The sequence below is a fragment of the Snodgrassella sp. B3882 genome (assembly GCF_026535915.1).
Classification (GTDB): domain Bacteria; phylum Pseudomonadota; class Gammaproteobacteria; order Burkholderiales; family Neisseriaceae; genus Snodgrassella.
In genome coordinates, this window is record NZ_JAFNPF010000001.1 from 130,643 (window position 1) to 155,967 (window position 25,325).

The 25,325-nt window shown below is 42.0% G+C and carries 39 protein-coding genes; all 39 read left to right on the forward strand.

The window, feature by feature from the left end; translation table 11 throughout:
- The first annotated feature begins 420 nt into the window (after positions 1 to 420).
- The 39 genes from rsgA (at position 421) to J3U68_RS00795 (ending at position 25,317) form a co-directional block, all read left to right on the forward strand.
- Entirely contained in the window at positions 421 to 1,308 is an 888-nt protein-coding gene (gene rsgA / locus J3U68_RS00605; RefSeq protein WP_267373325.1) for a ribosome small subunit-dependent GTPase A, read from the forward strand.
- Positions 1,309 to 2,414: 1,106 nt separating this feature from the next.
- Entirely contained in the window at positions 2,415 to 3,059 is a 645-nt protein-coding gene (rplC, locus tag J3U68_RS00610; protein ID WP_267373327.1) for a 50S ribosomal protein L3, read from the forward strand.
- Entirely contained in the window at positions 3,059 to 3,679 is a 621-nt protein-coding gene (rplD, locus tag J3U68_RS00615) for a 50S ribosomal protein L4 (protein WP_025331819.1), read from the forward strand. Before rplC ends, rplD begins: the two co-directional genes overlap by 1 nt.
- Positions 3,676 to 3,990 (forward strand): 50S ribosomal protein L23, encoded by a 315-nt coding sequence (gene rplW / locus J3U68_RS00620; protein WP_267373346.1) that lies wholly within the window; start codon positions 3,676 to 3,678, stop codon positions 3,988 to 3,990. The genes rplD and rplW overlap by 4 nt, the downstream gene beginning before the upstream one ends.
- Before the next feature lie 4 nt (positions 3,991 to 3,994).
- Positions 3,995 to 4,831, forward strand: coding sequence for a 50S ribosomal protein L2 (rplB, locus tag J3U68_RS00625; RefSeq protein ID WP_267373348.1), 837 nt, complete (start codon positions 3,995 to 3,997; stop codon positions 4,829 to 4,831).
- 5 nt (positions 4,832 to 4,836) lie between these two features.
- Positions 4,837 to 5,112 carry a 30S ribosomal protein S19 gene (gene rpsS, locus J3U68_RS00630; RefSeq protein ID WP_025331704.1) on the forward strand — a complete coding sequence of 92 codons (276 nt, stop codon included), beginning with the start codon at positions 4,837 to 4,839 and terminating at the stop codon, positions 5,110 to 5,112.
- Between the two features lie 10 nt (positions 5,113 to 5,122).
- Positions 5,123 to 5,452, forward strand: coding sequence for a 50S ribosomal protein L22 (gene rplV / locus J3U68_RS00635; protein ID WP_037488483.1), 330 nt, complete (start codon positions 5,123 to 5,125; stop codon positions 5,450 to 5,452).
- Between the two features lie 9 nt (positions 5,453 to 5,461).
- On the forward strand, positions 5,462 to 6,166 hold the full coding sequence (gene rpsC / locus J3U68_RS00640) for a 30S ribosomal protein S3 (RefSeq protein ID WP_267373355.1): 705 nt from the start codon (positions 5,462 to 5,464) through the stop codon (positions 6,164 to 6,166).
- Entirely contained in the window at positions 6,150 to 6,566 is a 417-nt protein-coding gene (gene rplP, locus J3U68_RS00645) for a 50S ribosomal protein L16 (protein ID WP_037488478.1), read from the forward strand. Before rpsC ends, rplP begins: the two co-directional genes overlap by 17 nt.
- On the forward strand, positions 6,566 to 6,757 hold the full coding sequence (gene rpmC, locus J3U68_RS00650) for a 50S ribosomal protein L29 (RefSeq protein WP_267373358.1): 192 nt from the start codon (positions 6,566 to 6,568) through the stop codon (positions 6,755 to 6,757). Before rplP ends, rpmC begins: the two co-directional genes overlap by 1 nt.
- A complete protein-coding gene (gene rpsQ / locus J3U68_RS00655) occupies positions 6,757 to 7,020 on the forward strand; it encodes a 30S ribosomal protein S17 (RefSeq protein WP_037488475.1) in 264 nt (87 codons plus the stop codon). Before rpmC ends, rpsQ begins: the two co-directional genes overlap by 1 nt.
- Before the next feature lie 230 nt (positions 7,021 to 7,250).
- On the forward strand, positions 7,251 to 7,619 hold the full coding sequence (gene rplN / locus J3U68_RS00660; protein ID WP_025331700.1) for a 50S ribosomal protein L14: 369 nt from the start codon (positions 7,251 to 7,253) through the stop codon (positions 7,617 to 7,619).
- An 11-nt stretch (positions 7,620 to 7,630) separates the two neighbouring features.
- A complete protein-coding gene (gene rplX, locus J3U68_RS00665) occupies positions 7,631 to 7,954 on the forward strand; it encodes a 50S ribosomal protein L24 (protein WP_267373364.1) in 324 nt (107 codons plus the stop codon).
- Positions 7,955 to 7,964: 10 nt separating this feature from the next.
- Entirely contained in the window at positions 7,965 to 8,504 is a 540-nt protein-coding gene (gene rplE / locus J3U68_RS00670) for a 50S ribosomal protein L5 (RefSeq protein WP_037488468.1), read from the forward strand.
- A 2-nt stretch (positions 8,505 to 8,506) separates the two neighbouring features.
- Positions 8,507 to 8,812, forward strand: coding sequence for a 30S ribosomal protein S14 (gene rpsN, locus J3U68_RS00675; RefSeq protein WP_100091195.1), 306 nt, complete (start codon positions 8,507 to 8,509; stop codon positions 8,810 to 8,812).
- Positions 8,813 to 8,826: 14 nt separating this feature from the next.
- On the forward strand, positions 8,827 to 9,219 hold the full coding sequence (rpsH, locus tag J3U68_RS00680; RefSeq protein ID WP_267373369.1) for a 30S ribosomal protein S8: 393 nt from the start codon (positions 8,827 to 8,829) through the stop codon (positions 9,217 to 9,219).
- Between the two features lie 9 nt (positions 9,220 to 9,228).
- The gene (gene rplF, locus J3U68_RS00685) at positions 9,229 to 9,762 is read left to right on the forward strand and encodes a 50S ribosomal protein L6 (RefSeq protein ID WP_267373371.1); all 534 of its coding nucleotides are present in this window, start codon (positions 9,229 to 9,231) and stop codon (positions 9,760 to 9,762) included.
- Positions 9,763 to 9,775: 13 nt separating this feature from the next.
- Entirely contained in the window at positions 9,776 to 10,129 is a 354-nt protein-coding gene (gene rplR / locus J3U68_RS00690; RefSeq protein WP_267373373.1) for a 50S ribosomal protein L18, read from the forward strand.
- A 19-nt stretch (positions 10,130 to 10,148) separates the two neighbouring features.
- Positions 10,149 to 10,667, forward strand: a complete 519-nt coding sequence (gene rpsE, locus J3U68_RS00695; protein ID WP_093092412.1) for a 30S ribosomal protein S5 — start codon at positions 10,149 to 10,151, stop codon at positions 10,665 to 10,667.
- Positions 10,660 to 10,845: a 50S ribosomal protein L30 gene (rpmD, locus tag J3U68_RS00700; RefSeq protein ID WP_267373376.1), complete on the forward strand. Its 186-nt coding sequence runs from the start codon at positions 10,660 to 10,662 to the stop codon at positions 10,843 to 10,845. The genes rpsE and rpmD overlap by 8 nt, the downstream gene beginning before the upstream one ends.
- Before the next feature lies 1 nt (position 10,846).
- Positions 10,847 to 11,281: a 50S ribosomal protein L15 gene (rplO, locus tag J3U68_RS00705; RefSeq protein WP_037488451.1), complete on the forward strand. Its 435-nt coding sequence runs from the start codon at positions 10,847 to 10,849 to the stop codon at positions 11,279 to 11,281.
- A gap of 13 nt (positions 11,282 to 11,294) precedes the next feature.
- Positions 11,295 to 12,611: a preprotein translocase subunit SecY gene (secY, locus tag J3U68_RS00710; RefSeq protein WP_267373379.1), complete on the forward strand. Its 1,317-nt coding sequence runs from the start codon at positions 11,295 to 11,297 to the stop codon at positions 12,609 to 12,611.
- Between the two features lie 5 nt (positions 12,612 to 12,616).
- Entirely contained in the window at positions 12,617 to 12,835 is a 219-nt protein-coding gene (infA, locus tag J3U68_RS00715) for a translation initiation factor IF-1 (protein ID WP_037585332.1), read from the forward strand.
- A gap of 18 nt (positions 12,836 to 12,853) precedes the next feature.
- Positions 12,854 to 12,967, forward strand: a complete 114-nt coding sequence (gene rpmJ, locus J3U68_RS00720; protein WP_003697674.1) for a 50S ribosomal protein L36 — start codon at positions 12,854 to 12,856, stop codon at positions 12,965 to 12,967.
- A 58-nt stretch (positions 12,968 to 13,025) separates the two neighbouring features.
- Positions 13,026 to 13,388: a 30S ribosomal protein S13 gene (gene rpsM, locus J3U68_RS00725; RefSeq protein WP_037406984.1), complete on the forward strand. Its 363-nt coding sequence runs from the start codon at positions 13,026 to 13,028 to the stop codon at positions 13,386 to 13,388.
- A gap of 16 nt (positions 13,389 to 13,404) precedes the next feature.
- Entirely contained in the window at positions 13,405 to 13,797 is a 393-nt protein-coding gene (gene rpsK / locus J3U68_RS00730; RefSeq protein WP_025331688.1) for a 30S ribosomal protein S11, read from the forward strand.
- A gap of 15 nt (positions 13,798 to 13,812) precedes the next feature.
- Complete coding sequence (gene rpsD / locus J3U68_RS00735) at positions 13,813 to 14,433, forward strand: 30S ribosomal protein S4 (protein ID WP_267373485.1); 621 nt, start codon at positions 13,813 to 13,815, stop codon at positions 14,431 to 14,433.
- Between the two features lie 24 nt (positions 14,434 to 14,457).
- Positions 14,458 to 15,444 (forward strand): DNA-directed RNA polymerase subunit alpha, encoded by a 987-nt coding sequence (locus J3U68_RS00740; protein WP_267373487.1) that lies wholly within the window; start codon positions 14,458 to 14,460, stop codon positions 15,442 to 15,444.
- Between the two features lie 18 nt (positions 15,445 to 15,462).
- Entirely contained in the window at positions 15,463 to 15,846 is a 384-nt protein-coding gene (gene rplQ, locus J3U68_RS00745) for a 50S ribosomal protein L17 (RefSeq protein ID WP_037487099.1), read from the forward strand.
- A 328-nt stretch (positions 15,847 to 16,174) separates the two neighbouring features.
- Positions 16,175 to 16,549 (forward strand): hypothetical protein, encoded by a 375-nt coding sequence (locus tag J3U68_RS00750; protein ID WP_267373492.1) that lies wholly within the window; start codon positions 16,175 to 16,177, stop codon positions 16,547 to 16,549.
- Between the two features lie 23 nt (positions 16,550 to 16,572).
- Entirely contained in the window at positions 16,573 to 17,901 is a 1,329-nt protein-coding gene (gene miaB, locus J3U68_RS00755; RefSeq protein WP_267373494.1) for a tRNA (N6-isopentenyl adenosine(37)-C2)-methylthiotransferase MiaB, read from the forward strand.
- Positions 17,902 to 18,080: 179 nt separating this feature from the next.
- Positions 18,081 to 19,394, forward strand: coding sequence for an NCS2 family permease (locus tag J3U68_RS00760; protein ID WP_267373496.1), 1,314 nt, complete (start codon positions 18,081 to 18,083; stop codon positions 19,392 to 19,394).
- A gap of 116 nt (positions 19,395 to 19,510) precedes the next feature.
- Positions 19,511 to 20,083, forward strand: a complete 573-nt coding sequence (locus J3U68_RS00765) for a beta-class carbonic anhydrase (protein WP_267373497.1) — start codon at positions 19,511 to 19,513, stop codon at positions 20,081 to 20,083.
- Complete coding sequence (gene nadD / locus J3U68_RS00770; RefSeq protein ID WP_267373499.1) at positions 20,080 to 20,715, forward strand: nicotinate (nicotinamide) nucleotide adenylyltransferase; 636 nt, start codon at positions 20,080 to 20,082, stop codon at positions 20,713 to 20,715. The genes J3U68_RS00765 and nadD overlap by 4 nt, the downstream gene beginning before the upstream one ends.
- 56 nt (positions 20,716 to 20,771) lie before the next feature.
- The gene (rsfS, locus tag J3U68_RS00775; RefSeq protein WP_267373501.1) at positions 20,772 to 21,161 is read left to right on the forward strand and encodes a ribosome silencing factor; all 390 of its coding nucleotides are present in this window, start codon (positions 20,772 to 20,774) and stop codon (positions 21,159 to 21,161) included.
- A 78-nt stretch (positions 21,162 to 21,239) separates the two neighbouring features.
- The gene (rlmH, locus tag J3U68_RS00780; protein ID WP_267373504.1) at positions 21,240 to 21,710 is read left to right on the forward strand and encodes a 23S rRNA (pseudouridine(1915)-N(3))-methyltransferase RlmH; all 471 of its coding nucleotides are present in this window, start codon (positions 21,240 to 21,242) and stop codon (positions 21,708 to 21,710) included.
- A gap of 170 nt (positions 21,711 to 21,880) precedes the next feature.
- Positions 21,881 to 23,770 (forward strand): 1-deoxy-D-xylulose-5-phosphate synthase, encoded by a 1,890-nt coding sequence (dxs, locus tag J3U68_RS00785; protein WP_267373507.1) that lies wholly within the window; start codon positions 21,881 to 21,883, stop codon positions 23,768 to 23,770.
- Between the two features lie 258 nt (positions 23,771 to 24,028).
- A complete protein-coding gene (gene dusB / locus J3U68_RS00790) occupies positions 24,029 to 25,042 on the forward strand; it encodes a tRNA dihydrouridine synthase DusB (RefSeq protein WP_267376171.1) in 1,014 nt (337 codons plus the stop codon).
- A gap of 29 nt (positions 25,043 to 25,071) precedes the next feature.
- Positions 25,072 to 25,317, forward strand: a complete 246-nt coding sequence (locus J3U68_RS00795) for a helix-turn-helix domain-containing protein (RefSeq protein WP_267373509.1) — start codon at positions 25,072 to 25,074, stop codon at positions 25,315 to 25,317.
- Positions 25,318 to 25,325: the final 8 nt, after the last annotated feature.

Below are 25,325 nucleotides of genomic sequence, written 5' to 3' on the forward strand. Positions count from 1 at the left end.
TCACTGCCAATTCTCAAGTTAATAAAAGGCGCAATGTATTCATTGCGCCTTTTATTAAATCAGTCATTTAGATTACATCCAGCAATTCAATCCTAAATCACCGCAGCTATTCTACGTTCCACAAGGTTATGGTTATTATTCAACCCCCAAAATCATTTAACAACCTCTCTCTGAGCCTCAGCAATGCGATGAAAATAAATTATTTAAAATGAAACAAAAGCGTATAGATTTAACAACTACAAACTGCTGACCAAAGAGTTGGTTGACGAACAAGCCGAAAAGGAAAAAAATATTTAGGTAAGCTAATGTATTGGTTTTAATAAACGTATTGTTCCCGCAATTTTTCTGAATTGCTAATTATAAAATAGATCCCTTTTATTTTGATAGAATGTAACGCAGATTCTTAAAAAGCACACGAATATGGCACAACAGTCCAAAAATGGATTAACTACCGCTCAAATTATTGCCAGTTTTGGTCGACGTTTTATCGTCCGTACCGACGAAGGCAATATCTATGAGGCAACCACACGAAAGAAAAGAATTGATTTCGCCTGTGGTGATCAAGTTCATATCAACCCGATTAATGAACAACAGGTTGTAATCGAAGATTATTTGCCTCGGCACAGCTTGCTGTATCGGCAGGATGCTACTCGTAGCAAACTTATTGCAGCTAATGTTACTTTGATCTTGATCGTGTTAGCAGCGGTGCCGACGCCAAGCGAAATGCTACTCCAGCGTGCGTTATTGGCCGCTGAAGCAGCTGAAATTAAGCCATTAATTGTTTTAAATAAAGCAGATGTGTCTGAAAATATTCTATGGTTGGATAAATTCAAATTTTATCAAAGTCTAGGTTATGATCTGATTAATGTCAGTGCCTTAGCTGATGTTACCCAATTACGGAAGCGTTTACAAAACGAATGCGCCATATTGCTTGGACAATCTGGCATGGGTAAATCAACTTTAACTAATGCTTTACTTGGTCATCATCAGGCGCGAGTTGGTGATATTTCGACTGCGTTAGACTCTGGTCGCCATACCACTACTCATGCCCAGCTGTATGATTTGGATGATCATAGTCAGTTGATCGATTCGCCGGGATTGCAAGCTTTTGGTTTGCACCATTTGCACGTAACCAATTTACTCGACTATTTACCCGATATGCGTCCCTATATCGGCAAATGTCGTTTTCATAACTGTAGTCATCGCCAAGAGCCAGGATGTGCTATCAAACAAGCTGTTGAGGAACATAAAATCAAACAGGAAAGACTTCAGTTTTTGCAAAATATCACCAATGAATTAAGCGGGTAAAATAGATAGCTAGATAAAGAAACAAAATATCATATGCATGTAATACCTTACGAATGGCTAGGAAAACCGCTGCTAACAACCATGAATGCAGTTCAGCAGCAAAATATACTGTTTAGATATAGGAAAGGCTGTTTTGCAATTTGCGGAGAATAAATCATTACGAAATTGTAGATTGACCAGAAGAATGCTTTAGTACAGCTAATTCCCTTAAAAAATGGAATTGCCTATGCCATCTCTAAATACTATTTATACCAGCCAACTCTTACTAACACGGTATAAATTTAATTGCTATGCCACAGTAAATGCACCAATCTTCAACTTGTTTCGTCTAATTTACTATTCATGCTGCCATGATTGATTAGCCCAACTTTTTTCAGCAGCTAAACAAGAAAAAAATATCAGGTATTTCAACATTGATACTAAGGCAGAATAAATCAGAATATCCATTTGCATTTACAGTGCACCAAAATTGCATATGGGTATTATTAATGAAGTTATTGATCCAAGCTGGCATAAATATTAATAAATTTTTATTAAAGAAAGAATATAAACAATAAAATCATCCGAATCCTCATTCACAGTAATCCATAACTAATATTTATACTTCTATTTAATAATCTTCAGTACTGGCATCAAGTTTTTTAAGGGTAAAACAGGATGATAAATAGTCCTAGTCAAATTTCAGATTTGTATCATTATGATTTCATGGTATTTAAATTTTCTGAGCCTTGTTAATTGCTGAGTAAGTTAATTTTAAATCACTTTCAGCCATTCGCTCTCCTGAGTCTGCTTATTTTTGCGATAACGTAACTTTAAATAGAAATCATCGCATATTCAGAGCTTTAAGTTTTGCCTACGCACAACAAGCCGTGGATTAAGCTTAATCCAACACTAGGCTTTCTCAGGCTTAAAGCGTCGAATATTTAGGACTTGACTACTCAAGCATTGATTAAAAATATGATAAATTGCTTCAAATAAAACCAAATGATTGATTTGGCAGAATATGCATGATATCATCGCAAACTTGCCGATTTTACGTCGGCAAGATTCTTTATTTGTGCGAGGCCAATCAATCGTAATTGGTCCCTTTATAAAAGGAAATAACTATGACTTTAGGTCTGGTTGGGCGCAAAGTAGGCATGACGCGCGTGTTCGATGAGAACGGTGCTTCAGTTCCAGTAACCGTACTGGATATGTCTGCTAATCGTGTCACTCAACTCAAATCCGAAGATACCGACGGCTACACTGCCGTACAGGTTACCTTTGGTCAGAAAAAAGCCAATCGCGTAAGCAAGGCTCAGGCAGGTCACTTTGCCAAAGCCGGTGTTGAAGCCGGACGTGGTTTAGTAGAATTTGCCGTTTCTGCTGAAAAACTGGGCGAATTGACTGTAGGTGCTGAAATCAATGTCAGCATATTTACAGTAGGTCAGTTAATCGACGTTACCGGTACTAGCAAAGGTAAAGGCTTTTCTGGCACCATCAAACGTCACAATTTTGGTTCACAACGTGCTTCTCATGGTAACTCTCGTTCCCATCGTGTGCCTGGTTCTACCGGTATGGCACAGGATCCGGGTCGCGTTTTCCCAGGTAAACGTATGGCTGGTCAATACGGTAACGTTAAATCCACCATCCAGAATCTGGAAATCGTGCGCGTAGATGCTGAACGTCAGCTATTGCTGGTTAAAGGCGCAGTACCGGGTGCGGTTAATGGTGACGTTATCGTGCGTCCGAGCGTGAAAGTAGGTGCGTAATGGAACTGAAATTAATTGATGCTCAAGGTCAGGTAGCAGGTGCAGTTGCTGCTTCTGATGCTTTGTTTGCACGTGAATACAATGAAGATCTGGTTCATCAGCTGGTTACTGCCTTCTTGGCTAATGCTCGTTCTGGCAACCGTTCACAGTTGACTCGTGCTGAAGTAAAACATTCCACTAAAAAACCATGGCGCCAAAAAGGTACTGGTCGTGCCCGTTCTGGTATGACTTCTTCTCCGCTATGGCGTAGTGGTGGTCGTGCGTTCCCGAACAAACCAGATGAGAACTTTACTCAAAAAGTAAATCGTAAGATGTACCGCGCTGGTATGGCGGCCATTCTGTCTCAGTTGGTGCGTGACGAGCGACTATTTGTTATCGATGAATTATCTGCTGCTACACCTAAAACCAAAGCATTTGCCGAACAGGTAAAAAATCTGGGTATGGAACAAGTTTTATTCATTACCAAACAGCTGGATGAAAATGTTTATCTTTCCAGCCGTAACCTGCCGAATGTACTGGTTCTGGAAGCACAGCAAACTGATCCTTACAATCTGTTGCGCTTCAAAAAAGTAGTGCTTACTAAAGCAGCAGTTGCACAACTTGAGGAGCAATGGGTATGAATCAACAACGTTTAATGCAAGTGCTCTTGGCTCCTGTTGTTTCTGAAAAAAGCAACATGCTGGCTGAAAACCGCAACCAAATGACGTTTAAAGTATTGCCAAATGCCACCAAGCAGGAAATTAAAGCTGCTGTGGAATTACTATTTAATGTCAAAGTGGATTCTGTAGCCACCACCATCATTAAAGGCAAAAGTAAACGTTTTGGCCGTACCATCGGTAAGCGCAGCGATGTGAAAAAAGCTTATGTTAGCCTAGCGGCTGGTCAAGAGCTGGATATCGAATCTGCTGCTGCTTCTGCAGATAAGGAATAAGCATATGGCTATAGTTAAAATGAAGCCTACTTCTGCTGGCCGTCGCGGCATGGTACGCGTGGTAACAGAAGGCTTGCACAAAGGTGCTCCATACGCACCACTTTTAGAAAAACAGTCTTCTACTGCTGGTCGTAACCACGGTGGTCGCATCACTACCCGTCATAAAGGTGGTGGTCATAAACATCACTATCGCGTTATTGACTTCAAACGCAATGACAAAGATGGCATTGCAGCCAAAGTAGAACGTATTGAATACGATCCAAACCGTACTGCGCACATTGCTTTATTGTGTTTCTTGGATGGTGAGCGTCGTTACATCATTGCTCCGCGCAACGTTCAGGTTGGTGCAGTACTTGTATCTGGTCCTGAAGCTGCAATCAAAGCAGGTAATAACTTGCCAATCCGCAATATTCCGGTTGGTACCACCCTGCATTGCATCGAAATGAAGCCAGGTAAAGGTGCACAGATTGCTCGTTCTGCAGGTGCTTCTGCAGTGCTGTTGGCGAAAGAAGGAGTGTATGCTCAATTGCGTTTACGCTCTGGTGAAGTGCGTAAAATCCATGTAGATTGCCGAGCCACTATCGGTGAGGTTGGCAATGAAGAGCAAAGCCTGCAAAAACTGGGTAAAGCTGGTGCCAAACGCTGGCGCGGTATTCGTCCAACTGTACGTGGTGTGGTAATGAATCCGGTTGATCACCCACATGGTGGTGGTGAAGGTCGTACTGGTGAAGCCCGTGAACCGGTTAGTCCATGGGGTACACCGACCAAAGGTTATCGTACTCGTCGTAATAAACGCACGAACAACATGATTGTTCGCCGCCGTTACTCAAATAAAGGTTAACTGATATGGCTCGTTCATTAAAAAAAGGCCCATATGTCGACCTGCATTTACTGAAAAAAGTCGATGCGGCTCGTGCTAATAACGACAAGCGCCCGATTAAAACCTGGTCACGTCGTTCCACTATTCTGCCTGATTTCATTGGTCTGACCATCGCTGTGCACAACGGTCGCACTCACGTGCCAGTTTTCATTAGCGATAACATGGTTGGTCATAAATTGGGTGAGTTCTCATTGACCCGTACCTTCAAAGGCCATCTGGCTGATAAGAAGGCTAAAAAATAAGGGATAAAACATGAGAGTTAGTGCAAAACACAAAAATGCCCGTATTTCTGCGCAAAAAGCCCGTCTGGTCGCAGATTTAGTGCGTGGTAAAAATATTGCCCAAGCGTTGAATATTCTGACTTTTAGTCCGAAAAAAGGTGCTGAGTTAATCAAAAAAGTATTGGAGTCTGCTGTGGCTAATGCCGAGCACAACGAAGGTGCTGATATTGATGAACTGAAAGTGGTTACCATCTATGTTGATAAAGGTCCAAGTCTGAAACGTTTTCAGGCACGTGCCAAAGGTCGTGGTAATCGCATTGAGAAACAAACTTGTCACATCAACGTGATAGTGGGCAACTAAGGAAAAGCGATGGGACAAAAAATTAACCCTACAGGCTTTCGCCTGGCAGTGAACAAAGATTGGTCTTCCAAATGGTTTGCCAAAAGCGGTGACTTTTCCCGTGTGCTAAAAGAAGATATCGATGTACGTAACTTCTTGCGCAAACGTTTGGCCAATGCTTCAGTAGGACGTGTAGTTATTGAGCGTCCGGCAAAATCTGCTCGTATTACCATTTACAGTGCCCGTCCAGGAATCGTGATTGGTAAAAAAGGCGAAGATATTGAAGTATTGAAACGTGATTTGCAAAAAATCATGGGTGTGCCAGTTCACGTCAATATCGAAGAAATTCGTAAACCGGAAATTGATGCACAAATCATTGCTGATAATATTGCCGGTCAGTTAGAAAAACGTGTGATGTTCCGTCGAGCCATGAAACGTGCTATGCAAAATGCCATGCGCGTTGGTGCCAAAGGCATTAAAATCATGTCTTCTGGTCGTTTGAATGGCATCGAAATTGCTCGTACCGAATGGTATCGTGAAGGTCGTGTACCTCTACATACCTTACGTGCCAATGTTGACTACGCTACCAGCGAAGCCAAAACTACATATGGCATCATCGGTATTAAAGTCTGGGTTTACAAGGGTGAATTGACCCCAGGTGAAATTCAGGCTAAGCCGGAACAGGAAAAGAAACACAGCAGAAAGGCAGGTGGTCGAAATGCTGCAGCCAACTAGAATGAAATACCGCAAACAGCAAAAAGGCCGCAACACCGGTATTGCTACTCGTGGCAATAAAGTTAGTTTTGGTGATTTTGGTCTGAAAGCTGTGGGTCGCGGTCGTCTGACTGCGCGTCAGATTGAAGCTGCGCGGCGTGCGATGACTCGTCATATTAAACGTGGTGGTCGTATCTGGATTCGTGTATTCCCAGATAAACCGGTAACAGAAAAGCCAATTCAGGTTCGTATGGGTGGCGGTAAAGGTAATGTGGAATATTACATTGCTGAAATTCAGCCAGGCAAAATGCTATATGAAATGGACGGTGTTGACGAAGCTTTGGCACGTCAGGCATTTGAGTTGGCTGCTGCTAAGTTGCCAATTCCGACCGTGTTTGTTAAACGACAGGTAGGTCAATAATGAAAACCAGTGAATTGAGAGACAAATCTGTTGAGCAGTTAAACGAAGAACTGGTTGGCCTGTTGAAAGCGCAGTTTGGTTTGCGTATGCAGCATGCCACCGGCCAGCTGGGTAAAAACAGTGAGCTGAAAAAAGTGCGTCGTAATATTGCTCGTGTAAAAACCATTTTGCGCCAGAAGGATGGTGAGTGATGACTGAAGCTAAAAACGTACGTACTTTGCAGGGCAAAGTTGTGAGCGACAAAATGGATAAAACCGTGACTGTCCTAGTTGAGCGTAAAGTGAAACACCCGCTTTATGGTAAAGTAATTCGTCGTTCAACTAAAATCCATGCTCATGACGAGCAAAACCAATACGGAATTGGTGACATTGTTGTCATTTCCGAAGGTCGCCCGTTGTCTAAAACCAAAAGCTGGGTTGTAACAGAGCTGATTGAAAAAGCGCGTAATGTATAATTAATACAACAATGCGCTTCAATTAGGGAACGAAGTCTTGCGACAATTCCATATTGTCTGTAAACTTCGTTCCTTAACTTTCAGATCTTGAAAGTTTCCGGTGTTCGCCGGAACTCTCCCTTCGGGACCCAAGACTGGTTTACTAGAACCATTAATGGTTTCAAATAGCTTTAAGTTGTAAATGGCTAATTGAAAAAGGTAAATTAAGTTGGATTTTAAAAGGTAATAACATGATTCAAATGCAGACCATCTTAGATGTGGCTGACAACTCTGGTGCACGTCGCGTAATGTGTATCAAAGTATTAGGTGGATCTAAGCGTCGCTACGCTTCAGTAGGCGACATTATTAAAGTGGCCGTAAAAGACGCAGCTCCTCGTGGTCGCGTTAAAAAGGGCGATGTATACAACGCTGTTGTGGTACGTACAGCTAAAGGCGTGCGCCGTAACGACGGAGCGCTGATTAAATTCGATAACAATGCTGCTGTATTGTTGAATACTAAGCTGGAACCAATTGGTACCCGTATTTTTGGCCCGGTAACCCGTGAGCTACGTACTGAGCGATTCATGAAAATCGTTTCATTGGCTCCTGAAGTACTGTAAGTGAGGTTGCGATGAAAAAGATTAAAACTGGTGATCAAGTGGTCATCATAGCCGGTAAAGATAAGGGCAAACAGGGTAAGGTCGTACGCGTTCTGGGTGAAAAAGTGATTGTTGACGGTGTGAACCGTGTAAAACGTCACCAAAAACCAAATCCCATGCGTGGGATTGAGGGTGGTGTGATCACCAAAGATGCGCCATTGGCAATTTCCAATGTGGCGATTTTCAATCCGGAAACCCAAAAAGCAGACCGCGTTGGTATCAAAGTAGAAACAGTAGACGGTAAAGTAGTTCGTACCCGTGTATTTAAATCTACTGGTGCCCCTGTGGGAGCTTAAGGAGTAATCAATGGCTCGTTTAAAAGATTTTTATAACACCACTGTTGTTCCAGAATTGACTAAACAGTTCGGTTATAAGTCCATCATGGAAGTACCGCGTATTGAAAAAATCACCTTGAATATGGGTGTAGGCGAAGCGGTAGCCGATAAAAAAGTAATGGAACACGCAGTTGGTGACCTGGAAAAAATCGCAGGTCAAAAACCAGTGGTAACTGTAGCCCGTAAATCAATTGCAGGCTTTAAAATCCGTGATAACTATCCGATCGGCTGTAAAGTTACTTTGCGTCGTGAACGTATGTATGAGTTTCTGGATCGTCTGATCTCTATTGCGTTGCCGCGTGTACGTGACTTCCGTGGCGTGAATGGTAAATCATTCGATGGCCGTGGTAACTACAACATGGGCGTACGTGAACAAATCATTTTCCCGGAAATTGAATACGATAAAATCGATGCTTTACGTGGTTTAAATATCACTATTACCACAACTGCCAAAACTGATGCAGAAGCTAAAGCATTGCTGTCTCTGTTCAAATTTCCGTTTAAGGGTTAATTATGGCTAAAAAAGCACTTATTAATCGTGAGCTAAAGCGTGAAGCTTTGGCAAAAAAATATGCTGCAAAACGCGAAGCCATTTTCGCTATCATCAATGATGCTAATGCAACTGATGAAGAGCAATTTCAGGCACGCCTAAAATTACAGGCAATTCCGCGTAATGCTGCCCCGATTCGTCAACGTCGTCGCTGCGCTTTGACTGGTCGTCCACGTGGCAATTTCCGTAAATTCGGCTTGGCCCGTACCAAAATCCGCGAAATCGCCATGCGTGGCGAAATTCCGGGCGTAATCAAAGCCAGCTGGTAATAGGAGTAGATAATATGAGTATGCATGATCCTATTTCCGATATGTTGACCCGTATTCGCAATGCACAGCGTGCGAATAAAGCTTCTGTAATCATGCCTTCTTCTAAACTGAAAGTGGCTATTGCCAAAGTTTTGAAAGAAGAAGGATACGTAGAAGATTTTGTAGTATCTGCTGAAGCAAAAGCGACATTGGAAATTCAATTGAAGTATTATGCTGGCCAGCCAGTGATTGAGCGCATTCAGCGTGTATCACGCCCTGGTTTGCGAGTATATAAAGGTTCCAACGACATTCCATTAGTAATGAATGGACTGGGCGTTGTGATTGTGAGCACTTCTAAAGGCGTAATGACTGACCGCAAAGCCCGTGCCAATGGTATTGGTGGTGAGTTATTGTGCGTAGTTGCCTAAGGGGAAAACATGTCTCGAATTGCAAAACATCCGGTAGTTGTTCCGGCTGGCGTTGACGTTAAGTTTTCTCCAGAGGCTATTACCGTAAAAGGTAAAAATGGTGAATTATCTTTGCACCAGCATGCTGAAGTTAATGTTGCTTTAGATAATGGTCAATTGGTAATTACTGCTAACGATAACAGCAATAAAGCAAACGCTCTGTCAGGTACTGTGCGTGCCTTGCTGCACAATATGGTAGTTGGTGTCAGCAATGGTTTTGAGAAAAAACTGCAGCTGATTGGTGTAGGTTATCGCGCTCAGGCTCAAGGAAAAGTATTAAATCTTTCTTTGGGTTACTCTCATCCAATTAACTACGAATTGCCAGAAGGCATTACCGCTACGACACCATCTGCTACTGAGATCATCATTGCTGGTGCAGATAAGCAGGTTGTAGGTCAAGTGGCGGCCGAAATTCGTAGCTTCCGACCACCAGAGCCTTATAAAGGTAAAGGTGTGCGTTATGCTGATGAGCGTGTCGTTATTAAAGAAACCAAGAAAAAATAATTGAGGCTCACTGATGGATAAAAATGTAGCAAGACTGCGTCGCGCACGTAAAACCCGTGCCAAAATCGCAGCCCTGAACAAAGTGAGATTGTGCGTTTTTCGCACCAATAATCACATTTATGCCCAGGTTATTAGCGCTGAAGGCGATAAAGTTTTGGCTCAGGCTTCTACTCTGGAAGCTGATGTGCGTTCTAGCATCAAATACGGTAGCAATGTTGAAGCCGCTACTGTAGTTGGTAAACGTATAGCTGAAAAAGCCAAAGCTGCCGGTATTGAATCTGTGGCGTTTGACCGTTCAGGTTTTCAATACCATGGTCGCGTAAAAGCCTTGGCTGAGGCAGCCCGTGAAAACGGCTTGAGCTTCTAATAAACTGGAGACCAGAAATATGGCAAAACACGAAACTGAAGAACGCGGTGACGGCCTGATCGAAAAAATGGTAGCCGTAAACCGTGTAACTAAAGTGGTCAAAGGTGGCCGCATCATGGCTTTTTCGGCTCTAACCGTTGTTGGTGATGGTGATGGTCGCATCGGTATGGGCAAAGGTAAATCTAAAGAAGTGCCTGTAGCTGTACAAAAAGCTATGGATCAAGCACGTCGTAACATGATTAAAGTACCTTTAAATGGTAGTACTATTCATCATGAAGTGATTGGTCGTCATGGTGCTACTCGCGTATTTATGCAACCAGCCAAAGAAGGTAATGGTGTGAAAGCGGGTGGTCCAATGCGTTTAGTTTTTGATGCAATGGGTATTCACAATATTTCAGCCAAAGTACATGGTTCAACCAACCCATATAACATTGTTCGCGCAACATTGGATGGTTTGTCTAAGTTGTACACACCTGCTGAAATTGCTGCTAAACGTGGCCTGACCGTAGAAGAAATTTTAGGAGCAGATCATGAGTGAGCAAAAAACCATTCGTATCACATTGGTTAAAAGCTTGATCGGTACTATTGCCGCTCATCGTGCCTGTGCGCGTGGGTTGGGTTTGCGTCGTCGCGAACATACCGTTGAAGTGCTTGATACACCCGAAAATCGTGGCATGATCAACAAAATCAGCTACCTTTTGAAAGTGGAGAATTAAGATGCTTTTGAATACCATTCAACCAGCTGAAGGTGCCAAACACGCTGCTCGTCGTGTAGGTCGTGGCATCGGCAGTGGTTTAGGCAAAACTTGTGGCCGCGGTCACAAGGGGCAGAAAAGCCGTAAAGGTGGTTATCATAAAGTTGGTTTCGAGGGCGGTCAGATGCCTTTGCAGCGTCGCCTGCCGAAACGTGGCTTTAAATCTTTAACTGCTGGTTTTAACGCTGAAGTACGTTTAGATGATTTGGCTAAAGTTGCAGTATCTGAAATTGATGTTTTGGTACTGAAACAAGCTGGTCTCGTACCCGCTACTGCTTTAAATGTAAAAATTATTGCATCTGGCAGTATTGATAAGGCGGTAACTTTAAATGGAATTAAAGCCACCAAAGGTGCGCAAAAAGCCATTGAAGCTGCCGGTGGCAAAGTAGCAGAATAAGGCAAGGAATCAAGTGGCTAATCCGCAATCCGCAACAGGACTATCAAAGTTCGGTGATTTAAAAAATCGTCTGTTTTTTTTACTTGGTGCGTTGGTTGTATTCCGCATCGGCTCACATATACCAGTGCCCGGTGTGGACGGTGCTGCTTTGACCAAATTGTATGAGAGTGCTGGTGGAGGCATATTAAGTATGCTTAATATGTTCTCTGGCGGCTCTTTGCAACGGTTTAGTATATTTGCTATTGGTGTTATGCCATATATTTCGGCATCGATTATCGTTCAATTGGCTTCTGAAATCATACCTTCTTTAAAGGCATTAAAGAAAGAAGGAGAGGCGGGACGAAGAACCATTACCAAATATACTCGCTACGGTACAGTTTTGCTGGCTACATTGCAAAGTTTTGGTGCAGCTGCTTTTGTTTATCAACAAAATGTGGTTGTAGTCAATCAATTCGAGTTTTACTTGTCAACTATGGTTTGTCTGGTTACCGGTACCATGTTTTTAATGTGGCTTGGTGAACAGATAACTGAACGTGGATTAGGCAATGGCATTTCACTGATTATTACTGCTGGTATCGCTGCTAGTTTACCTGCTGGTATTGGTCGTCTATTAACCTTAACCAGTCAGGGATCAATCAGTTATTTAATGGCTGTTGCTTTAATAATTGGTGCTTTGGCTTTGATATATGCTGTAGTTTATATCGAAAGTGCTCAGCGAAAAGTGCCTGTTCAGTATGCTAAACGTCAGGTTGGCAATCGAATTATGCAAGCGCAGAATTCGCATATGCCCTTTAAGCTAAATATGGCTGGTGTCATTCCACCAATTTTTGCTTCCAGCATTATTTTGTTCCCATCTACGTTATTAAGCTGGTTTGGTTCAGCTAATCAGGATGGATGGTTGCAAAAACTGGCCACCTTGTTGCAACATGGTCAACCTGTTTATATTTTGCTATTTGCAGCTACTATTATCTTCTTTTGTTATTTCTATACGGCGTTGGTATTCAGTCCAAGAGAAATGGCAGAAAATCTGAAGAAAAGTGGTGCATTTGTTCCTGGAATCCGTCCTGGTGAACAAACCAGTCGGTATCTGGAAAAAGTAGTGTTACGCCTGACTTTTTGGGGCGCTATATACATTGCTATCGTGTGCCTGATTCCAGAAGTTTTAACTTCTGCGATGAATGTACCTTTCTACTTAGGTGGCACCTCACTGCTGATTCTGGTGGTGGTGACCATGGATTTTAAAACGCAAATTGCTTCTTATGTGATGAGTAGTCAGTACGAACATCTGATGAAGCGTTCTGCGATGAAATCATTATCATCACGACGTTAAGTATTATGGCTAAAGAAGATACTATACAGATGCAGGGTGAAATTTTGGAAACCCTGCCCAACGCAACCTTTAAAGTTAAACTTGAAAACGATCATGTCGTTTTAGGTCATATTTCAGGAAAAATGCGTATGCACTACATTCGTATTTCCCCTGGAGATAAAGTGACTGTGGAATTGACTCCGTACGATTTGTCTCGTGCTCGCATCGTTTTCCGCGCCCGCTAAGAGTAGAAAGGAAATATTATGCGCGTTCAGCCGTCGGTAAAGAAAATTTGCCGTAATTGTAAAATCATTCGTCGAAATCGCGTCGTACGAGTGATTTGTACTGACCCTCGTCATAAACAACGCCAAGGCTAATTGAATAATATTAAGTCTTTGTGTTATACTGACCGACTTTTTGCCCTAAGGAAAAAATATGGCTCGTATTGCAGGGGTAAATATCCCTAACAATGCCCATATCGTAATTGGCCTTCAGGCTATTTATGGTATTGGTTCGTCTCGTGCTAAATTAGTTTGCGAAGCTGCCGGTGTTGTGCCGAGCACTAAAGTAAAAGATTTAGATGAGGCTCAACTTGATGCTTTGCGTGAACAGATTGCTAAATACCATGTAGAAGGTGATCTGCGCCGTGAAGTAACCATGAATATCAAGCGTTTGATGGACATGGGCTGCTACCGTGGTCTGCGTCATCGCCGTGGTTTACCTTGCCGTGGACAGCGTACACGCACTAATGCGCGTACCCGTAAAGGCCCACGTAAGGCAATTGCAGGTAAGAAATAATTGATAAGGAATAATAATGGCTAAAGCAAACACAGCTCGTGTGCGCAAGAAAGTACGTAAATCTGTCAGTGAAGGTATTGTGCATGTACATGCATCATTCAATAATACCATCATTACTATCACCGATCGCCAAGGCAATGCATTATCTTGGGCTACCTCTGGCGGTGCTGGTTTTAAAGGTTCACGTAAGAGCACACCATTTGCCGCTCAGGTTGCGGCGGAAGCAGCTGGTAAAGTTGCCCAAGAGTATGGCGTAAAAAATCTTGAAGTTCGCATCAAAGGTCCTGGTCCGGGTCGTGAATCTTCAGTACGTGCGCTCAACGCTCTTGGTTTCAAAATTACCAGTATTACAGACGTTACTCCGTTGCCACACAACGGTTGTCGGCCACCTAAAAAACGTCGTATTTAACAGGAGTATTCGAGTATGGCACGTTATACCGGCCCGAAATGTAAATTAGCCCGTCGTGAGGGCACTGATTTGTTTCTGAAGAGTGCTCGTCGCTCTCTAGATTCTAAATGTAAGTTGGATTCTGCTCCTGGTCAGCACGGTGCGAAAAAGCCTCGTCTGTCTGGCTACGGATTGCAATTGCGTGAAAAACAAAAAATTCGTCGTATTTACGGCGTTTTGGAACGTCAGTTCCGCCGTTATTTTGCTGAGGCAGCCCGTCGTAAAGGTTCGACTGGTGAATTGTTGCTTCAGTTGTTGGAATCTCGTTTAGATAATGTTGTATACCGTATGGGCTTTGGTTCTACCCGTGCCGAAGCACGTCAATTGGTATCACATAAAGCGATTACCGTTAATGGTCAGGTTGTTAATATCCCTTCTTTCCAAGTGAAAGCTGGTGATGTTGTTGCTGTTCGTGAAAAAGCTAAAAAACAAGTGCGTATTCAGGAAGCTTTCAGTTTGGCTAGTCAGATCGGTTTGCCAAGTTGGGTGTCCGTTGAAGAAGGCAAACTAGAAGGTGTGTTTAAAAGCATGCCTGATCGCTCTGAGTTAAGTGGCGATATTAACGAACAGCTGGTAGTAGAGTTCTACTCTAAATAAAGCCTGTTAAGTGAGGACAGTTAAATGCAAAACACATCCGAATTTTTGAAGCCACGTCAAATTGACGTCGACACCTTGTCTGCTACACGTGCCAAAGTGTCTATGGAGCCGTTTGAACGTGGTTTCGGCCATACCTTGGGTAATGCTTTGCGTCGTATCTTACTGTCATCAATGAATGGTTATGCGTCGACAGAAGTAACGATTGAAGGCGTATTGCACGAATATTCTACGTTAGATGCTGTGCAGGAAGATGTTGTTGATATCTTACTGAACCTCAAAGGCGTAGTGTTTAAAGTGCATGGCCGCACAGAGGTAACATTAAATCTGAAAAAATCTGGTGCTGGTATTGTTACTGCAGCCGATATTGAGTTACCACATGATGTAGAAGTTGTTAATCCTGATCATGTTATTTGCCACCTTTCAGAAGGCGGCAGTATCAGCATGGAAATTAAAGTTGAACAAGGTCGGGGTTATGAATCTGTGTCTGGCCGTCGAAATAAAGACGACCACAAGCGTATTGGCGCGATTCAATTAGATGCAAGCTTTTCGCCTATCAGTCGTGTTAGCTTTGAAGTTGAACCAGCTCGTGTTGAGCAAAGAACAGATTTGGATCGTCTGATTTTGGATATTGAAACCAATGGCGCTATTGACCCAGAAGAAGCGGTTCGCAATGCTGCCTGTATTTTGATTGATCAAATGTCAATCTTTGCAGATCTGCAGGGTACTCCAGTAGCGGTTATTGAAGAGAAAGAACCACCGATTGATCCAATTCTGCTTCGTCCGGTTGATGATCTTGAGTTAACCGTTCGTTCGGCAAATTGCTTGAAAGCTGAAGATATTTACTATATTGGCGATTTGATTCAACGTACAGAGAATGAGTTATTGAAAACCCCTAATCTGGGTCGTAAATCTCTTAACGAAATCAAGGAAGTTTTGGCTTCCAAAGGTTTAACGTTGGGTTCTAAATTGGAAGCTTGGCCTCCGGCCAGTCTTGAAAAGCCACAAGTTTGATGATTAAAGGATAATGACATGCGTCATCGTAATGGTAACCGTAAATTAAACCGCACCAGCAGTCATCGTGCTGCTATGTTGCGTAATATGGCCAATTCATTGTTGACTCACGAAGCAATTGTAACAACTTTGCCAAAAGCAAAAGAATTACGTCGTGTAGCTGAACCATTGATTACTTTAGGAAAAAAACCTTCTTTAGCTAATCACCGTTTGGCTTTTAATCGCACCCGTGATCGTGATGTTGTTGTAAAATTATTCAATGAGTTGGGTCCACGATTTGCTAATCGCAATGGTGGTTATTTACGGATTTTGAAATATGGTTTCCGTAAAGGTGATAATGCTCCTCTGGCTTTAGTTGAGCTGGTTGAAAAAGCACCTGAAACTGAAGCTGTAGCCGAGTAATTATGCTACGCTAACAAGCCAGCCCACAAGGCTGGCTTGTTTTATTTTGTAATTTTACTGAGTTTAAGTTGATTTGAATTCTCATTCTTTCAACTGTTTTAAGCATAGGGTTTGCTTTTCCATATTTTAACCTATGAATTCTTGGTTAAACTGATTACTGTCAGCTTGTACTGTTAGAAAACAAATTCAGATTAATTAAGATCGTGTTGCTTTGATTCAAGTAGATTCGAAATGAGTTGATATTTGTTCTAACCATTTCGTACTTGCATAAACTCTGTGGCGATAAATTACGTTTACTAAAGTTTGTTTAGAGTTATTGGAGGGTACGATGAAGTTTTTACGTGTGAGTGTTTGTACATTAATTTTTCTGATTGCTGCTCATAGTTGGGCTGGTCGTATTTTACCCAACGATATTCAAATTGCTGTTCTGAAGAATGCTGTTGGTAAGGAAGTTGTTTTGGGTTCGGCTAAAAGAGGATGGCTACGTACAGTCACGCTAGGAATAGTTAATGGAAATAAGTCCTTTCTACTCAGTAGTAACATCCGTGTACGAAACGATAGGAATAATTTTGAAACCTATAATAAGTTGCAAAATTATCGCAATAGAACAGTGGCAGTCCGTTTTGATCGATCTGAACGTATTCAGGATATTTGGATTTTAACTGCTGAAGAACGTGATCGTTTGCTTCGATCCAATCAATAAATTTATTAAGATTGTATAGTGTTATGAAGAAGGTTTTTATACGAACATTTGGCTGTCAAATGAATGAATATGACAGCGATAAAATGCTTTCTGTATTGGCTGAAGGGCAACCATTAGAGCGCACGGATAATGCTGAAGAAGCCGATATAATTTTGTTTAATACTTGCTCAGTTCGGGAAAAAGCCCAGGAAAAGGTATTCTCAGATTTAGGACGTATACGACCACTGAAAGCTAAAAATCCAGATTTGATTATCGGGGTAGGGGGATGTGTGGCGTCTCAAGAGGGGGAGGCCATTATCCAGCGAGCGCCATATGTCGATGTGGTTTTCGGTCCACAAACTTTACACCGCTTGCCGCAGATGATTTTGGACAAAGAAACCAGTGGATTATCGCAAGTTGATATTTCTTTTCCAGAAATTGAGAAATTTGATCATTTGCCTCCTGCTAGGGTAGAAGGTGGTTCAGCCTTTATTTCAATTATGGAAGGCTGTTCGAAATATTGTAGTTTTTGTGTGGTTCCATATACACGTGGTGAAGAATTCTCACGCCCATTAGATGATGTGTTGACTGAAATTGCAGGTTTGGTACAGCAAGGCGTAAAAGAAATTAATTTACTTGGCCAAAATGTGAACGCTTATCGTGGAGAGATGGGTGATGGAGAGGTTTGCGATTTTGCTACGCTATTGAGAATTGTACATGAGATTCCCGGCATAGAAAGAATGCGTTTTACTACCAGTCATCCACGGGAATTTTCTGACGCCATCATTGAGTGCTATCGTGATTTGCCAAAACTGGTTTCGCATTTGCATTTACCAGTACAGTCAGGTTCAGATCGTGTTTTATCGGCAATGAAGCGTGGCTATACTGCTTTAGAGTATAAACATATTATTCGTAAATTACGTGCTATACGTCCTGATTTGTGCTTAAGCTCAGACTTTATTGTTGGTTTTCCGGGTGAAACTGAACGAGAATTTGAACAGACGCTAAAGCTGGTTCGTGACGTCGCTTTTGATTTAAGCTTCGTATTTATCTATAGTCCCCGTCCAGGTACGCCAGCAGCTAATTTACCGGACGATACACCCCATGAAGAAAAGGTTAGAAGACTCGAAGCACTGAATGAGATTATTGAATCGGAAACCACAAGAATTAATCAAACCATGGTTGGAACAATACAGCGTTGTTTGGTAGAAGGAGTTTCCAAAAAAGATCCAGATCAGTTACAAGCTCGAACAGCAAATAACCGGGTGGTTAATTTTACTGGTCATCCGCGTCTGATTAATCAAATGGTGGAATTAGAAATCATAGAAGCTTTTACTTTTTCATTACGCGGACAAATGGTGATTTCCGATTGAAAAAATGATCGAATATAAAAGAATTTATACGTTATGTAGAATATGCTGAATGGATAGGTTTTGTGTTGTTTTCATCTCATAACCTTTTGTTAATCTATTTTTTTTTGATGATTGTTTGATTAGGCTGTTAGAGGTTTAAGGTATTGTGCCTTTACCCTCTACTTGCATAAGGAAAGTGTATGAACCCTGCAGGTCGTTCTTTTTTGGATAATTTTTTTAAGATTAGTGAAAGTGGCAGTAGTGTTAGAACTGAAGTTTTAGCTGGCCTGACTACTTTCCTAGCCATGAGTTATATTTTGGTGGTAAATCCAACTATTCTTAAAGATGCAGGTATGGATTTTGGTGCAGTGTTTGTGGCTACCTGTATTTCATCAGCTTTTGCCTGTATGATGATGGGATTGGTTGCCAACTATCCGATTGCTCTGGCGCCGGGAATGGGATTAAATGCTTATTTTACCTATGCTGTCGTTAATGGAATGGGAATTCCATGGCCAGTGGCTCTGGGTGCGGTTTTTGTTTCTGGTATTGTATTTATTATTCTGAGCTTGTTTAAAGTTCGCGAAGCGATTGTTAATTCATTACCTAATTCGCTGAAATTCTCAATTGGTGGTGGTATTGGGTTATTTCTGGCGTTAGTAGCGTTGAAAAGTGCTGAAGTGGTGGTTTCAAATCCTGCCACGCTGGTTAGCTTGGGTAATATTCATTCGCCACAGGTTATGTTGACCATTGTCGGATTCTGTCTGATTGTGACCTTGGAGCATTTTCGTGTCCGCGGTGGCATTATTATTGGGATTTTAGCTGTCACTGCAGTGGCATCAATTATAGGGCTGAATCAGTTCCAAGGAGTATTTGCTCCGGTTCCTTCACTGGCACCCACTTTTTTAAAGCTAGATTTTCATGATTTATTTACCATGAGTTTGGTAAGTGTAATTTTTGTTTTCTTTTTTGTTGATTTATTTGATAGCACTGGAGTGTTAATTGGCGTGGCTGGTCGTGCTGGGTTGTTGGTAGATGGTAAATTGCCACGGGTTAAAAAAGCGTTATTAGCAGATTCAACCGCAATTGTGGTTGGTGCTGGTCTCGGTACTTCTTCTACCACTGCTTATGTGGAATCTGCAGCAGGTGCCGCTGCCGGCGGTCGTACTGGTTTAACGGCTGTCGTAGTCGGTCTTTTAATGTTGGCGAGCTTGTGGTTTTCTAAATTGGCGGCGAGTGTGCCAGCTTATGCTACAGCTCCGGCTTTATTATATGTGGGCGTGCTGATGATGCGCAGTATGACGGAAATTGACTGGAAAGATGTTTCAGAAGCAGCACCAGCCTTTTTTACGTTGATTTTCATGCCTTTTGCTTATTCTATTGCTGATGGTATTGCGATGGGCTTTATCAGTTATGCGCTGATTAAGTTATTTTGTGGCAAGGTTAAAGATGTTTCGTACATGGTGTGGATTATAGCTGCATTATGGGCTTTTAAGTTACTGTGGCTAGGGGCGTAATCATTTCTGAAATAGTCAGGCAGCCAATTGGCTGCCTAATACTTTAATACCAGGTAATATAAATTATAAGAAGTTGATGTTAATCTAGCTGGCGTATACAAGGGAAGGGAAGCAAGATGTCTTTAATTGAAGAAATTATGGACTTTAATCAGAAGTTTGTCGGTGCAGGTGAATATGAGCAATTTTTTACGGATAAGTATCCAGAGAAAAATCTTGCTATTGTTTCTTGTATGGATGCCCGTATTCTTGACTTGTTACCACGTGCTTTAGGGTTGAAAAATGGTGACGCTAAAGTAATCCGTAATGCCGGGGCTCTGATTACTCATCCTTGGGGATCTGTAATGCGGTCATTACTGGTGGCGGTGTTTGAGATGAATGTCAATGAAATTATGGTGATAGGCCATAAAGATTGTGGCATGCAGGCGCTGCATGTTCCCGATATGCTAGACCGGATGCGCAGCCGGGGCATCACGGATGAATGCATTGAGGTATTGGAAAATGCCGGAATTGATTTTTATAAATGGTTGACTGATTTCGATCGGGTAGAAGAAGCGGTAACGTATTCGGTGAATATGATTCGAAAGCATCCTCTGATGTTGCCAGAAATTAAGGTTCATGGTCTGATTATTGATCCGGTAACAGGAGAATTATCTGTGGTTATTAATGGAGATGAGCATCCATCAATATGAGACGCATTGGTTTGTTTGGCGGTACTTTTGATCCACCACATAACGGTCACGTTCATATCGCGCGTGCTTTTGCAGATGAGTTATGTCTGGAAAAAGTTATTTTTATTCCTGCTGGTGAGCCATATCATAAGCAATTAACTTCTAAAACCACGGCGATACAACGATTAGAGATGGTTAAGCGCACTATTTGTGTGGACAATCGTTTTGATGTTTCTGATTGTGATTTGTTGCGTAGTGGACCTACCTATACATTTGATACAATATCATTTTTTAAAAAGATGTTGCCACAGTCTCAGTTATGGTGGTTAGTTGGAATGGACTCGCTGATGCAATTACCACGTTGGTATCGTTATCAAGCATTGCTGAAAAGCGTTAATTTGGCCGTGGCTGCTCGAGGGAACACAGGATTAGAGTCGATATCGGCTCCGTTGCAAAAGTGGTTACACAATGCTTTAACTAAATATAGTTTGCAGCCAGAAGGAAATGATGGTGGCCGAGCATTTATTTTGCAGGCTGATTATTGGTCGATTAGTTCTACTTTTATACGCACACACTGGACAGATGGTGGACAAGATGATGTACCGTCTGCAGTGGCAGAATATGTCGACCATGAAGGTCTTTATCGGGCATAATCAGTGCCCTTTTTGTTTTACTTGATTGATGTTGTATTTAAACAAGGTAGTATTTTATGGATAAAGAATTGATTGCTCAATGGGATATGATGGTTGCCATTGGTATTAACGCACTGGAAGACGTTAAAGGTAAGGATATTACGGTTCTGGATACTTCAGCTAAAACTTCTTTGTTTGCGCGAATGATTGTTGCCAGTGGCGACAGCACCAGGCAAGTGAAGGCTTTGGCTAATAATGTAGCTGTTGAACTAAAACAGGCTGGTTTTGAAATCATCAGTACTGAAGGTCTGGATAGTGGTGAATGGGTTTTAGTTGATGCTGGTGATTTGGTTGTGCATGTGATGCAACCGGCAGTACGGGATTATTATGATATTGAAGCGTTGTGGGGAGGTGAAAAACCTTCTTTTCACAATGGTGCGGCTAAACCATGGCAAGCCGCAGATTGATGTAGTTAAAAAAGGGTATTGTTGGTTGTCAAAATTGAATGTTTGAACATTCTATTATATTTTTTATTTTGAAAAGCCATGAATATTACTGTTTTGGCGGTTGGTACAAAAATGCCGCAGTGGGTTGATCAAGCTGTGGCGGAATACAGCAAACGCTTTGGTCGGGACATCCAATTTAGGTTAAAAGAAATAAAACCTGAAAAACGCGGTTCTGGAGTCAATGCAGCTCAAGGTATGGCGGCGGAAGAAGAGCGAATTATGGCTGCCATACCTCCGCAAAGTTTTCTGATCGTTCTAGATGAACGTGGTAAAGCGCCTACTTCTATGGAGCTGGCTGATTGGTTAAGTAAGTGGCAGCAGCAGGGAGAAAATTTGTGCTTTGTCATTGGCGGAGCTGATGGTATGACTGAAGAGCTAAAAGCCAAAGCTCGGTTGCTGATGCGCCTCTCTAGCTTAACTTTACCGCATGGTATGGTTAGGGTAATGCTAACTGAACAATTATATCGTGCACAATCTATCTTACATAATCATCCTTATCACCGTGAATAAATATCAACAGTACAGGTTAGGATTTTGTTCTGGTATTTCAGGCTTGATTTGAATCAGGTAGTTTTACAGCGCAAGAGTTTTTCAATGCTATATAATTGCCATATAATTAGTTAATTTTGGTTAAGTGATGCAGCATTAACTCTGCATTGTTTTTTAAGTGAAGCCTGAATATGATTTCTACTCCTCTGTTAGACAAGATCGATTCTCCCGATGATATTCGTCGTTTGCATATGTCACAATTGCCACAATTGGCAGAGGAGTTGCGTGCCTTTCTACTCCATTCTGTAAGTAAAACGGGAGGACACTTTGCCAGCAATCTTGGGGCGGTTGAACTGACAATTGCTTTACATTATGTGTATAAAACGCCGCAAGATCATTTAGTCTGGGATGTAGGACATCAAAGTTATCCGCATAAGATTTTAACCGGTCGTAAACAACTGATGCATACGATGCGTCAATATGGTGGTTTGTCGGGATTTCCCAAATTAAGCGAATCCGAGTATGACGCATTTGGTGTAGGCCATTCTTCAACTTCGATCGGTGCTGCCTTAGGAATGGCTGTCGCGGATAAGTTGCAATTCAAACCGAATAGAAGTGTGGCCATTATTGGCGATGGTGCCATGACTGGCGGACAAGCATTCGAAGCTTTAAATAATGCCGGTGATATGGATGTAGATTTGCTGGTTATTTTAAACGACAATGAGATGTCTATTTCTCCTAATGTCGGGGCATTACCCAAATATCTGGCTACCAATCCATTGCATGAGGTTAAGGATATTGTCAGATCTATTAAGTATAAGTCTGAAAGGGTTTTAGGTTTAGTACCAGGTGCTCTGGATGTCGCACATCGAGTGGAAAATAAAATCAAAGGTTTGATTGAAGAAAGCACAACTTCAACTTTGTCGTTATTTGATAACTTTGGCTTTGCTTATACAGGACCTGTCGATGGTCATGATGTGATTCAGTTGGTGGAAGTGTTGCAGGAAATTAGGAATCGAAAAGGCCCCCAGTTTCTGCACATTATGACTAAAAAAGGTCAAGGATATGAACTGGCAGAAAATGATCCAGTGGCTTTTCATGCAGTAAGCGCTTTTGATCCGGCACAAGGATTAATTAAGCCTGCTTCTGCAACAGCCGTGACATACACTCAGGTTTTTGGCCAGTGGATTATCGATCAAGCTGCAGCAGATAAGAATCTGCTGGCGATCACACCAGCAATGCGGGAGGGTAGCGGTTTGGTCGAATTTGCTCAGTGTTATCCGGATCGTTACTTTGATGTAGGTATCGCAGAACAGCATGCAGTAACTTTTGCCGCCGGCTTGGCCTGTGAGCATATGAAACCGGTGGTAGCTATTTATTCAACTTTTTTACAACGAGCCTATGATCAATTAATTCATGACGTAGCTTTGCAGAATTTACCTGTTTTATTCGCAATTGATCGTGGAGGTCTTGTTGGTGCAGATGGTCCAACACATGCTGGTGTCTATGATTTGAGTTATTTGCGCTGTGTTCCTAATATGGTTATTGCTGTGCCCAGTGATGAACGTGAATGTCGCTTGTTGTTATCAAGCTGTTATCAGCTAAATCAACCAGCTGCTGTTCGTTATCCACGTGGCGTAGGTACAGGAGTGGCAGCAGGTACTGATCTGGATACGGTAGAAATCGGTAAAGGATTAATCCGGCGAAAAGGTAAAGACATTGCGTTAGTAGCTTTTGGAAGTATGGTGCAACCAGCTTTGGCTGCCGCTGAGGCGATAGATGCGACCGTGGCCGATATGCGCTTCGTTAAGCCGGTCGATAAAACGTTGTTATTGCAACTGGCCAATGAACATAAATATTTGGTTACACTGGAAGAAAACAGTATTGTTGGCGGTGCGGGTAGTGCTGTGCTTGAGGTGTTGGCTCAATCAAATATCAATATACCGGTATTGGTTTTGGGTATTCCAGATAAAGTGACTGAACATGGAGATACAGGTTTGTTGCATGAACAGTTGGGTCTAAGTTCAGCCAAGATTCATCAACAAATTCAGGACTGGCTGGAAGAACAAAGTCAGTGTTAGTTCTCAATCTTTTTCAAGACTCTTAACATCTGCAAGTTAAGAGTCATTTTTAATTTTGATTTAAAGATTAACAGTAATGAAATATCAAAATTGTTTAAAGTTTTTTTGGTTCATTGATCAGTAGTTCATTTTAAAGTTTAGAATTTAAAAAGGTAAATGTGCTGGTTTAATGATCCGTCTATTTGGATTAATTGCTTAAAAATTGTACAATGACATTTTTGGTTTGTGCTGGATGATTTTGGTTAAAGTAATTTTATGATACAAATCGGCTCCTATCAGCTTGATGCTCCTTTCGCACTGGCACCGATGGCCGGTATTACCGATAAACCTTTCCGGCAATTATGTCGTGATTTTGGTGCGGGATGGGCTGTAAGTGAAATGCTGACCAGTGATCCTAGCTTACAGCAGACTCGCAAAACGTTACAACGAGCAGATTTTGCCGGCGAAAGTGGTGTCCGTGTAGTACAAATTGCAGGCAATAATCCGCAGCAAATGGCAGCTTCAGCTCGTTATAATGTTGCCAGAGGTGCGCAGATCATCGACATTAATATGGGATGTCCGGCCAAAAAAGTATGTAATCAATTAGCTGGTAGTGCTTTATTACAAAATGAAAGATTGGTTGCGGAAATTCTACACGCAGTGGTCGATGCTGTAGCTGTGCCTGTGACTTTAAAAACTCGTCTGGGTTGGGACGATGATCATTGTAACCTTTTAACTATTGGAAGTATTGCCCAAGAGGCGGGTATCGCTGCTATAGCAGTACATGGACGTACACGAACGCAAATGTATCATGGTTTGGCGCGTTATGAACTCATCACTCAGTTACGTCGACAAATTGATATTCCTTTGTGGGTAAATGGGGATTTAACAAGTCCTCAGAAAGCATTTAGCATCACCCAGCAAACTGGAGCTGATGGGGTGATGATCGGTCGTGCAGCTCAAGGGCAGCCGTGGCTATTTCGAGATTTACAGTATTATTATGAACACGGATGTTTGCCGGCTAGGTTGAGTGTTGCAGAACACGCTAACATCATTTCTCAGCATATACGTTCAATACACGAATTTTATGGCGCGTATCTGGGGGTTCGCATTGGTCGTAAACACATAGGTTGGTATGTTGCTGGATTAGTAGATGGCCAGGATTTTCGTCGTAAGATTAATTGTATAGATGATAGTTGTACACAATTGCAGATGATAGATGTTTTTTTAAGTCAACAAATAGCACAGTTGGCTGTCTGGCCATGTGCTTATCGGGATAACATGCAGATGTAGTCTTGTCTTGTACCGAGAGGAAATTATAAATGAGTGAAACCCACAAAGTCAGTATCGCACAATGTATTGAGACAAATCTTAAACAATATTTTGCTGATTTGGACGGTGAAACGCCCTGTGCTGTATACGATATGGTATTACAGCAAATGGAACTGCCACTTTTGCGTTGTGTGATGGAAGTCTGTGAACAAAATCAAACCCGTGCAGCACAGATTCTTGGGTTAAATCGCAATACTTTGCGAAAAAAATTAATGCAATACCATCTTTTAGGCTAAATCACGAT